Source organism: Streptomyces sp. NTH33 (genome assembly GCF_003236365.1).
Taxonomy (GTDB): Bacteria; Actinomycetota; Actinomycetes; order Streptomycetales; family Streptomycetaceae; genus Streptomyces.
In genome coordinates, this window is sequence record NZ_POTZ01000263.1 from 1 (window position 1) to 10,039 (window position 10,039).

At 72.3% G+C, this 10,039-nt stretch carries 9 protein-coding genes and 1 pseudogene; 7 read left to right on the forward strand and 3 right to left on the reverse strand.

Annotated elements, in window-relative coordinates; all coding sequences use genetic code 11:
- Positions 1-88: 88 nt before the first annotated feature.
- A complete protein-coding gene (locus tag C1I97_RS23210) occupies positions 89-421 on the reverse strand; it encodes a hypothetical protein (RefSeq protein ID WP_111005126.1) in 333 nt (110 codons plus the stop codon).
- Positions 422-914: 493 nt separating this feature from the next.
- Between C1I97_RS23210 and C1I97_RS23215 the strand changes: the two genes are divergently transcribed.
- The 3 genes from C1I97_RS23215 to C1I97_RS23225 all read left to right on the forward strand — a co-directional run bounded on the left by C1I97_RS23215 (position 915) and on the right by C1I97_RS23225 (position 4,758).
- On the forward strand, positions 915-2,852 hold the full coding sequence (locus tag C1I97_RS23215; RefSeq protein ID WP_111005133.1) for an ABC transporter ATP-binding protein: 1,938 nt from the start codon (positions 915-917) through the stop codon (positions 2,850-2,852).
- 139 nt (positions 2,853-2,991) lie between these two features.
- Positions 2,992-3,324, forward strand: coding sequence for a hypothetical protein (locus C1I97_RS23220; protein ID WP_111005127.1), 333 nt, complete (start codon positions 2,992-2,994; stop codon positions 3,322-3,324).
- Positions 3,325-3,330: 6 nt separating this feature from the next.
- Positions 3,331-4,758: a hypothetical protein gene (locus tag C1I97_RS23225; protein ID WP_258382703.1), complete on the forward strand. Its 1,428-nt coding sequence runs from the start codon at positions 3,331-3,333 to the stop codon at positions 4,756-4,758.
- Here C1I97_RS23225 and C1I97_RS23230 read toward each other — a convergent pair.
- A pseudogene (locus C1I97_RS23230) lies at positions 4,698-5,096 on the reverse strand (PH domain-containing protein); the annotation flags it as partial. The gene C1I97_RS23225 and the pseudogene C1I97_RS23230 sit on opposite strands and share 61 nt — an antisense overlap.
- Positions 5,097-5,231: 135 nt before the next feature.
- Between C1I97_RS23230 and deoC the strand changes: the two are divergent.
- From deoC to C1I97_RS23245, 3 genes are read left to right on the forward strand one after another with little or no spacing between them, the layout of a single operon-like run.
- Entirely contained in the window at positions 5,232-6,194 is a 963-nt protein-coding gene (gene deoC, locus C1I97_RS23235) for a deoxyribose-phosphate aldolase (RefSeq protein ID WP_111005129.1), read from the forward strand.
- Positions 6,195-6,206: 12 nt separating this feature from the next.
- Positions 6,207-7,655: an aldehyde dehydrogenase family protein gene (locus C1I97_RS23240; RefSeq protein ID WP_111005134.1), complete on the forward strand. Its 1,449-nt coding sequence runs from the start codon at positions 6,207-6,209 to the stop codon at positions 7,653-7,655.
- Positions 7,645-8,550, forward strand: coding sequence for an aldehyde dehydrogenase family protein (locus C1I97_RS23245; RefSeq protein ID WP_111005130.1), 906 nt, complete (start codon positions 7,645-7,647; stop codon positions 8,548-8,550). Before C1I97_RS23240 ends, C1I97_RS23245 begins: the two co-directional genes overlap by 11 nt.
- Before the next feature lie 79 nt (positions 8,551-8,629).
- Here C1I97_RS23245 and C1I97_RS23250 read toward each other — a convergent pair whose 3' ends face one another.
- The gene (locus C1I97_RS23250) at positions 8,630-9,037 is read right to left on the reverse strand and encodes a hypothetical protein (protein ID WP_111005131.1); all 408 of its coding nucleotides are present in this window, start codon (positions 9,035-9,037) and stop codon (positions 8,630-8,632) included.
- Positions 9,038-9,164: 127 nt separating this feature from the next.
- On the opposite strand from C1I97_RS23250, the gene C1I97_RS23255 reads away from it, so the two are divergent.
- Positions 9,165-9,800: a uridine kinase family protein gene (locus C1I97_RS23255; RefSeq protein WP_441349141.1), complete on the forward strand. Its 636-nt coding sequence runs from the start codon at positions 9,165-9,167 to the stop codon at positions 9,798-9,800.
- The last annotated feature ends 239 nt before the right edge of the window (positions 9,801-10,039 follow it).

The window sequence follows — 10,039 nt, forward strand, 5'->3', positions numbered from 1 at the left end:
ACGGGGAACGGTCCGGGACGCCGGCCAGGGGAACTGACCCGCCGTCCGGATCGCCGGTCCTTCCGATCGCCGGTCTTTCCGGCGGGGTTCACCCGTCGGCGGGGGCGCGCTCGCCGGTGGAGGGCGTTCCGCCCGCGGCCGCGCGCCTGCGGGACGCCGTCAGCAGCCAGGCCAGGTTCCCCACCGCCGCCCCGGCCGCCACGGTGGCGACGATCACCCCCGCCGTGGCGAAGCCGGCATGGAACAGACGCGGCCGCGGGTTGAGGCTGTGCAGCCCGAAACCGCACAGCAGATAGACCCCGACGGCGGCGACCGTGAGGCTGACGACGAGCAGCGCGACGGTCGGCCCGAGTCCGCCCCCGGTGTCCTCGCCGCCCTCGCCGGACGAGGTACCGGGCTGCGGGCAGTGTGCTTCCTGCATGGGTCCCCCGTCGACGGTTGAATGGTGAGTCAAGTCCCTACAGTAGGTAGGGCCGCCGCCGGAAGCGAAACGGACGGCCCGGCCGGCGGGCGTGTCCGCACGATTGCGCCGCCGGTGCCTCATCGGTGCACGAGCGGGCGCGCGGCGGCACAAGGGGTCGCACACCAAAAGCCCGCCACCGCGTTCATGCCCCGGACCGCACCCGACGCCTCCACAACACGCCCACCTGCCGCTTCCGGTCGCGTACCGGAGGCGTTGCACCGGGTGGTCACGCCGGATGATGCTCACCTGGCGTTCGGGACGACGGCGGGGGCAGGGTCGGATGACGACACGCAGGAAGCGCGCGGGGGACGACAAGAGCGACAGGAGCAGCAAGGACAACGGGGACAGCAAGGACAACGGGGACGGTGCCGAGCCGGTGAAGGACGCGGCCGGCGCCCAGGAGGTCTCGGAGTCGGAGCGACTGCTCTTCGGCGGCCCGCTCCGCTACGACATGGGCTGGAACCACCACCACGGCTCGTTCCTGGAACTCGGTCTGCGCGCCATGATCCTGCGGATGCCGCGGCTGATCGGCTCCACGATCCGGCTGGCCCGCCGCGCCGACCGGCAGGCCCTGCTCCAGGTCGCCGCGGCGGAGATCGGCGGCGGCGTCGCGCAGGCGGTCGGCCTGGTCGCGGTCAACCGGGTGCTCGTCCAGCTGCTGGGCCACGGCGAGACCACCGAACGCCTCACCGCCGCGGCTCCCGCGCTCGTCGCGGTGGCCGTCACCGCCGTCGTCGGCGCGCTGCTGAAGTCGGCCTCCACGGCCGGCACCGGGCGGCTGGAGCCGAAGGTGTTCCGGGTGGCGACGGAGGAGTACCTGGAGCGGGTGGCCCGCGTGGAGCTGGCCGCCGTGGAGGACGAGGAGTTCCACAAGCTGCTGGACTCCGCCCAGTGGGGCGCCGAGTCCGCCCGGCGGATGATCAGGTTCTGTGTGTCGGTGATCACCGCCGCGATCGCGCTGGTCGCCGCCGCCGGCGTACTGACGGCGTTGCACCCGGCGCTGCTGCCCCTGCTGGCGGTGATGACGCTGCCGAGCGCCTGGAGCGCGCTGACCATCGCCCGCCGCCGCTACATCTCCTTCCACACCTGGGTCCAGCACGCCCGGGCCGGCCAGTTGCTCGGGCGCCTGCTCATCGACGTCCAGGCCGCGCCCGAGGTACGGGTGCACAACATCGGACCGTTCCTGCTCAGGCACTTCCGCACGATGGCCGAGACCGGCGAGCGGGAACAGACCCGTCTGGCGTCCCTGGCCGCCCGCACCGGTCTGATCGCCTCGGGCTGGACGGGGCTCGCGACCGTCGCCACGTACGGGGTGCTCGGCGTGCTGCTGTGGACCGGTGCCATGGGACTCGCCGTCGCCGGCACCGCCGTCATCGCCGTCCGCACCGGCTCCGCCAACCTCGAATCCCTGGTTGTCCAGCTCAACTACCTCTACGAGGAGAGCCTGTTCGTCGCCGACCTCGGCCGGCTCTGCCAGGAGGCCGACCGCCGCCTCATCCCGGAGACCGGCCGTCCCCTGCCGCGGCGGGTCGACGCCGTCCGCTTCGAGAACGTCACCTTCACCTACCCGGGCACGACCGACAGCCGCCCCGCCCTGGAAGAGGTGAGCGTCACCATCCCCACCGGCAGGATCGTCGCCCTGGTCGGCAACAACGGCAGCGGCAAGAGCACGCTCGCCAAGCTTCTGTGCGGCCTGTACGCCCCGGACGCCGGCCGCATCCTCTGGGGCGGCATGGACGCCGTCGAGGCGGACCGCGCCGACCTCTTCGACCGCATCGCCGTCGTGACCCAGGACTTCTACCGCTGGCCCTTCACCGCCCGCATCAACGTCGCGATCGGCCGCCCCGAGGCCCCGTACGACGACGACCTGCTGCACGCCGCCGCCGAGTACGCCGGCGCCGACGAGACCGTCGCCTCCCTGCCCCGCGGCTGGGACACCCTGCTCGCCCGCGGCTACAGGGGCGGCCACCAGATCTCCGGCGGTCAGTGGCAACGCCTCGGCATCGCCCGCGCCCGCCACCGCGACGCGCGGATCCTCGTCGTCGACGAACCCACCAGCGCCCTGGACGCCGAGGCCGAACAGCGCGTCTTCGACCAGATCCGCAGCCTCGCCGCCGAGGGCCAGACGATCGTCCTGATCACCCACCGCCTGCACAGCGTCCGCCACGCCGACACGATCTACGTCCTCGAACACGGGCGCGTCGCCGAACACGGCACGTTCGACGAGCTGATGCGGCCGGACGCGGACGGCCCCGGCCTCTTCCGCCGCATGTACCTCGTCCAGGCCGAGCAGTACCGCGTCGACGGCCACTCCGTCGCCCTGCCCGCCCGGCAGGGCCGCCCCGTCGCGGAAACCGCGCCCGGTCCGGTCGCGGACCCGCAGCCGTGAGGTCCGTCCGCCGGCGCCGGGCGGCCGGGCCCCGTGCCCGTAACGGCCGTACACGCCGGGCGGCCCCGTCGGAGGCGGCGGATAGTGGTGCCGGGACGTCGTCCCGGTCAGCCGCCCACTCGGTACAGGAGGAGGCCCGATGCCCGTCCCACGGTCGCCGGCGGTGCTCGTCGGCATCGCGATGCTCGGCATGGCGCTGACGGCCTGCGAGGAGAACGCGCAAGGCATGATCGAGGGAAGGAGCGGCGCCGGGGTCGTCGAGATGATCTCGAACCCGCCGGTCCACGCGTGCCACCGCTTCCGCGAGGGGGTCACCCACGTCACCAACTACACGCAGAGCAACATCATGCTGTACCGGACCGCCGACTGCACCGAGCCCGCGAGCGGGCAGGCCGTCTACCTCGACCGGCGGATGTCGGACCAGACGGCCCCCTCCTCGGCACCGTGGCGCAGCTTCAGCATCGTGAGCTGACCGGCCATGCCCTCCCACGAGCAGCCAGGAGGGCCCGGCACGGGCGGCGAGCGCTCGGAGCTGGAGCGGCTGAGGGCCCGTGTCGCCGCGCTGGAGGCCGGCCGGACCGCACGGGCGGCGCACCACCGGTGGAGGTCCTTCTTCTCGGCGCTGCTCATCGTGATCGGCTGCGTCCTCGCCCCGCTCGCCGCCACCGCCTCGTGGGCGGCGGCCGAGGTCGACGACACCGACCGGTACGTCGCGACGGTCGCGCCCCTCGCCTCCGACCCCGCCGTCCAGGCGGCCGCGGCGAACCGGGTCACCGACGCGCTGATGAGCCACCTCCCCCTGCGGAACCTGCTCGAAGGCGCGGCCCCGGCGGACCGGCCGCGGCTGGAGAAGGCGCTCGGCATGCTGGCGACCCCCTTGGAGAACGCCGTCCGCGGCTTCGTCCACGACAAGGCCCAGGACGTCATCGCCTCCGACACCTTCCAGCGCGTCTGGGTCGACGCCAACCGCGGGATCCACGCGGCCGTCGACAAGGCGCTGACCGGTGGCGGCGGCGCGGTGAAGATCACCGATCAAGCGGTGACCATCGACCTGGCGCCCGTCGTGGACCGGGTCAAGCAGCGCCTGGTCGACGACGGCATCACGGTCGCCGGACGGATTCCGCAGATCCACACCGACTTCACCGTCCTGCGCTCCGACAACCTCGGCACGCTGAAGACCTACCTCCAGCTGCTCAGGATCGCCGGGTTCTGGCTGCCGGTGCTCGCGGTCCTGTTCCTCGTCGTGGGGTGGCTGCTCTCCGTCCACCGCCGGCGCGTCCTCGTCGCCGCGATGCTCGGCGTCACGGTCGCCATGCTGATCCTCGGCCTCGGCCTCACCGTCTTCCGCGAGGTCTATCTGAACGGCCTCCCGGCCACCGTCTCGCAGCCGGCCGCCGGGGCCGTCTACGACACCCTGACCCGCTACCTGCGCACCGCCGTGCGCAGCGTCGTGGCACTGGCCGTGGTGATCGCGCTGGCCGCCTGGCTGACCGGCCGGGGACGCCGGGCGACCTTCGTACGGCAGGCGTGGCAGTCGGGCATCCACGCGGTGCGCGCCGCGGCGGACCACGCGGGTTTCCGCACGGGCCCGGTCGGCCCCTTCGTCCACCGCCGCCGGACCTGGATCACCTGGATCCTCGTCGCCGCGGCCCTCGTGACGTACATCCTGTGGAGCTACCCCACCGGATGGGTGGTCCTCGTCATCGCCCTGGTGCTGCTGTTCGCCCTGGCGGTGGTGGAGTTCCTCACCGAGCCGCCCGCACCGCCCGCACCGCCCGCCTCGCGCGCGCCCGCGGCAGCGGCCCGCGCCTCCTGCCGGGCGGCCCGCTTGCGCGCCCGCAGGGAGACGGGCAGCGCCCACAGCTGGTACTTGGCGGCGGACTGGTCGAGGACCTCGTTGGAGTAGCCGGAGCGCAGCCCGGAGACCTGGCCCCAGGGCAGCACGATCACGCGGAAGGGGTTGCGGATACGCAGCCGCTCGGCGTTGGCGTACACGGCGGGCCGCAGGGTGAAGGCGACCACGAGCGGCACGACGAGGATCATCGCGGCGAGCGCCAGCCACGGTTCGCGCCCCTGGCCGGTGACCAGCGCGTCGATGCCCAGCCACCCGACGATGGCGAGCAGCAGGACACCGCCCGTGATGCCTGCGGACGACCGGAAGACCCGGTCCTTGTTCTCGGGGCTCTCGGGGTTCCCGGGGTTCTGCGGCTGCGGCGCGGTGGACTCGTGCTCGGGCGTCGTCATGGCCCCGATTGTGCACGACGCCGCGAGGCACGCTCACCGGCGGTGCCCGAGCACCCGGCGGACGCGGAACGGGCGTGAGATGAACCTCAGGGGCTATACAGCCGCTACGCGCGTAGATATGCTCGCCTGGTGACCATGCCCACCACTGCACCCGCTGCACCCGCTGCACTCGCCGACGTCACCGCGTCCGACAGCACGCTGCGCCGCTTCCTCCACGGGCTGCCCGGCGTCGACGCGGTCGGCCTGGAGGCGCGCGCCGCCTCGCTCGGCACCCGTTCCATCAAGACCACCGCGAAGGCGTACGCCATCGACCTCGCCATCTCGATGGTCGACCTGACGACGCTGGAAGGCGCGGACACCCCGGGCAAGGTCCGGGCGCTCGGCGCCAAGGCGGTCCACCCCGACCCGACGGACCGTACGACTCCCGCCACCGCGGCCGTCTGCGTCTACCCCGACATGGTGGCCGTCGCCAAGGAGGCCGTCGCCGGCTCGGACGTGAAGGTCGCCTCGGTCGCCACCGCCTTCCCGGCCGGCCGCGCGCCGCTGAGCGTCAAGCTGGCGGACGTGCGCGAGGCGGTCGCCGCGGGCGCCGACGAGATCGACATGGTCATCGACCGCGGGGCGTTCCTCGCGGGCAAGTACCTGAAGGTGTACGACGAGATCGTCGCGGTGAAGGAGGCCTGCGGGACCTCCGCCCGCCTGAAGGTCATCTTCGAGACCGGCGAGCTGTCGACGTACGACAACATCCGCCGGGCGAGCTGGCTCGGCATGCTGGCGGGCGCCGACTTCATCAAGACCTCCACCGGCAAGGTCGCCGTCAACGCCACCCCGGCCAACACCCTGCTCATGCTGGAGGCCGTCCGCGACTTCCGGGCGCAGACCGGCGTGCAGGTCGGCGTGAAGCCGGCCGGCGGCATCCGCACCTCCAAGGACGCGATCAAGTTCCTCGTCCTGGTCAACGAGACCGCCGGCGGGGACTGGCTGGACAACCACTGGTTCCGCTTCGGCGCCTCCTCGCTCCTGAACGACCTGCTGATGCAGCGCCAGAAGCTGGCCACCGGCCGCTACTCCGGCCCCGACTACGTGACGGTGGACTGAGACCCCATGAACATGGAAAACCCGCTTTCCCCCTTCGCATACGCACCGGCTCCCGAGTCCCGGTCGATCGTCGACATCGCGCCGTCCTACGGCCTTTTCATCGACGGCGAGTTCGCCGAGGCGGCGGACGGCAAGGTCTTCAAGACGATCTCCCCCAGCACGGAGGAGGTCCTCTCCGAGGTCGCCCAGGCCGGTGAGGCCGACGTCGACCGCGCGGTGAAGGCCGCCCGCAAGGCCTTCGGGAAGTGGTCGGCCCTGCCCGGCTCCGAGCGCGCCAAGTACCTCTTCCGCATCGCCCGCATCATCCAGGAGCGCAGCCGCGAGCTGGCGGTCCTGGAGACGCTGGACAACGGAAAGCCGATCAAGGAGACGCGGGACGCCGACCTGCCCCTGGTGGCGGCCTACTTCTTCTACTACGCCGGCTGGGCGGACAAGCTGGACCACGCCGGCTACGGCCCGGACCCGAAGCCGCTGGGCGTGGCCGGCCAGGTCATCCCCTGGAACTTCCCGCTGCTCATGCTGGCGTGGAAGATCGCCCCGGCCCTGGCGACCGGCAACACGGTCGTCCTCAAGCCCGCCGAGACCACTCCCCTCTCCGCCCTCTTCTTCGCGGACATCTGCCGCCAGGCGGGCCTGCCCAAGGGCGTCGTCAACATCCTCCCGGGCTACGGCGACGCGGGCGCCGCGCTCGTCGCGCACCCCGACGTGAACAAGGTCGCCTTCACCGGCTCCACGGCGGTCGGCAAGGAGATCGCCCGCACGGTGGCCGGCACCCGCAAGAAGCTCACCCTCGAACTCGGCGGCAAGGGCGCCAACATCGTCTTCGACGACGCCCCGATCGACCAGGCCGTCGAGGGCATCGTGGGCGGCATCTTCTTCAACCAGGGCCAGGTCTGCTGCGCGGGCTCGCGCCTGCTGGTCCAGGAGTCGATCCACGACGAGCTGCTCGACTCCCTCAAGCGCAGGCTCTCCACCCTGCGCCTGGGCGACCCGCTGGACAAGAACACCGACATCGGCGCGATCAACTCCGCCGCGCAGCTGGCCAGGATCACCGCGCTCGCCGAGCAGGGCGAGGCGGAGGGCGCCGAGCGCTGGTCGCCGGCCTGCGAACTGCCGTCCTCCGGCTACTGGTTCGCCCCGACACTGTTCACGAACGTCACCCAGGCCCACACCATCGCCCGCGACGAGATCTTCGGCCCGGTGCTGTCCGTCCTCACCTTCCGCACCCCGGACGAGGCCGTCGCCAAGGCCAACAACACCCCGTACGGCCTCTCCGCCGGCATCTGGACGGAGAAGGGCTCCCGCATCCTGGCGGTCGCGAACAAGCTGCGCGCGGGTGTGATCTGGTCCAACACGTTCAACAAGTTCGACCCGACCTCGCCGTTCGGCGGCTACAAGGAGTCGGGCTTCGGCCGCGAGGGCGGCCGCCACGGCCTGGAGGCGTACCTCGATGTCCGATAAGACGGAGAAGACCGAGCCCCGACTGTCGGTCTTCAAGACCTACAAGCTGTACGTCGGCGGGAAGTTCCCGCGTTCCGAGAGCGGCCGGGTGTACGAGGTGACGGACTCCAAAGGCAACTGGCTGGCGAACGCACCGCTGTCCTCCCGCAAGGACGCCCGTGACGCGGTCGTGGCGGCCCGCAAGGCGTTCGGCGCGTGGTCGGGCGCGACGGCGTACAACCGCGGCCAGATCCTGTACCGCATCGCGGAGATGCTGGAGGGCCGCCGGGAGCAGTTCGTCCGCGAAGTGGGCGACGCGGAGGGCCTGTCGAAGGCGAAGGCCGCCGCCCAGGTGGACGCGGCGATCGACCGCTGGGTCTGGTACGCGGGCTGGACCGACAAGATCGCCCAGGTGGTGGGCGGCGGCAACCCGGTGGCGGGCCCGTTCTTCAACCTCTCCACGCCGGAACCGACGGGCGTCGTGGCGGTCCTGGCCCCGCAGGAGTCGCCGTTCCTGGGCCTGGTCTCGGTGATCGCCCCGGTGATCGCGACCGGCAACACGGCGGTCGTCGTCGCCTCCGAGAAGTCCCCGCTGCCCGCCCTCTCCCTGGGCGAGGTGCTGGCCACCTCCGACCTGCCCGGCGGTGTCGTCAACATCCTGTCCGGCCGCACGGCGGAGATCGCCACGCCCCTCGCCGCCCACCAGGACGTCAACGCGATCGACCTCGCGGGCGCCGACGAGGACCTGGCCAGGGAGCTGGAGATCGCGGCGGCGGACAACCTCAAGCGCGTCCTGCGTCCACAGCCTGTGGATTACTTTGCGACCCCGGGCACCGACCGCCTGACGGCCTTCCTGGAGACGAAGACGGTCTGGCACCCCACGGGCGCGCTGGGCGCCTCGGGCTCGTCGTACTGAGCCGCCCCACGGACGAGAGAGCCGCGTCCTCCCCTCGGCGGAGGGGAGGACGCGGCTCTCTCGGATACGTCCGCAGATGTCAGCGCACCGACCTGAGCGCCTGACCCGCCACCGGGATGCCCCCGATCGACGGGGCCTGGGCGACCGGGCCCGTGAGCATCCTCGTGTCGAGTGGCCTGAAGTCGGCTACCTGGGTGCCGACGCCGTTGTCGAGCGGGTCGACGCCGGTGCCCGCGAGGGGGTTGGGCTTGAGGCCCACGACCGGTCCGGTGACGTGGTGGGCCGTGCCGGTCAGCGTCCGCACGGCCGCCTGCGGGTCGGCCTGGCCGATCCGGTGGCCTCCGCCCGCCGCCGGGAGGACGTCCGCCGAGGCCGTCGTCGCGCCCACGCCCAGAGCGACCCCGGCGGTGGCGACGGCGAGCAGGGCACGCCGGGCGGTGGAGCGGGGAACGGACGGGACAGACGGAACGGACGCGTGTCGGGCCATTGCTGATGCCACCTTCTGCTGCGCTGGGTAACGAGAACAGCGCACACGGTAGTTGAGACGCAGGCCACGTTCCAAAGCCGCCCCGCGGGGTCGGCAGGGGTGCCGCCATACGTCAAACTGGTGTTCCGTGAGCCCTCATCTCCCGTCACCCGCCCGTGTCGTGCTGCTCTGCGGCCCCTCGGGCTCGGGCAAGTCCCTCGTCGCCGCCCGTTCCGGACTGCCCGTACTCCGCCTCGACGACTTCTACAAGGAGGGTGACGACCCCACCCTGCCGCTGGTGGCGGGGAGTCCGGACATCGACTGGGACCACCCCGGCTCGTGGGACGCGGACGCCGCGGTGGAGTCGATCACCCGGCTGTGCGCCACGGGCAGCGCGACGGTGCCGGTCTACGACATCTCCCTGAGCGCCCGTACCGGCGAGGAACCGCTGCACATCGGCCGCGCCCCGCTGTTCATCGCGGAGGGCATCTTCGCCGCCGAGATCGTGGAGCGCTGCCGGGAACTGGGCGTCCTGGCCGACGCGTTGTGCCTGTCGCGCGGACCGGTCACCACCTTCCGCCGGCGATTCCTGCGGGATCTGAAGGAGAGCCGCAAGTCGGTGCCGTTCCTCCTGCGCCGCGGCTGGCGGCTGATGCGCGCCGAGCGCTCGATCGTCGCCCGTCAGGTCGCTCTGGGCGCCCACCCCTGCGACCGTGACGAGGCCCTGGGACGGCTGGCGGCAGCGGGGACGGGGCGTCAGGCGCAGGCGCGGACGGCGGCGTAGCGGCGTGAGCGGCGTAGCGGCGTAAGCGGCGTAGCGGCGTAAGCGGCGTAGCGGCGTAAGCGGCGTAGCGGCGTAGCGGCGTAAGCGGCGTAGCGGCGTAAGCGGCGTAGCGGCGTAAGCGGCGTACGGTGCGCGGGTGTACGCACCCCGCGCACCGCGTCCTCACCCGCGCATGCACGTGCGAAAACGAAAACGGGGCTGGAAGGACCCCCCGGCCCTCCAGCCCCGCTCCCTTGGTG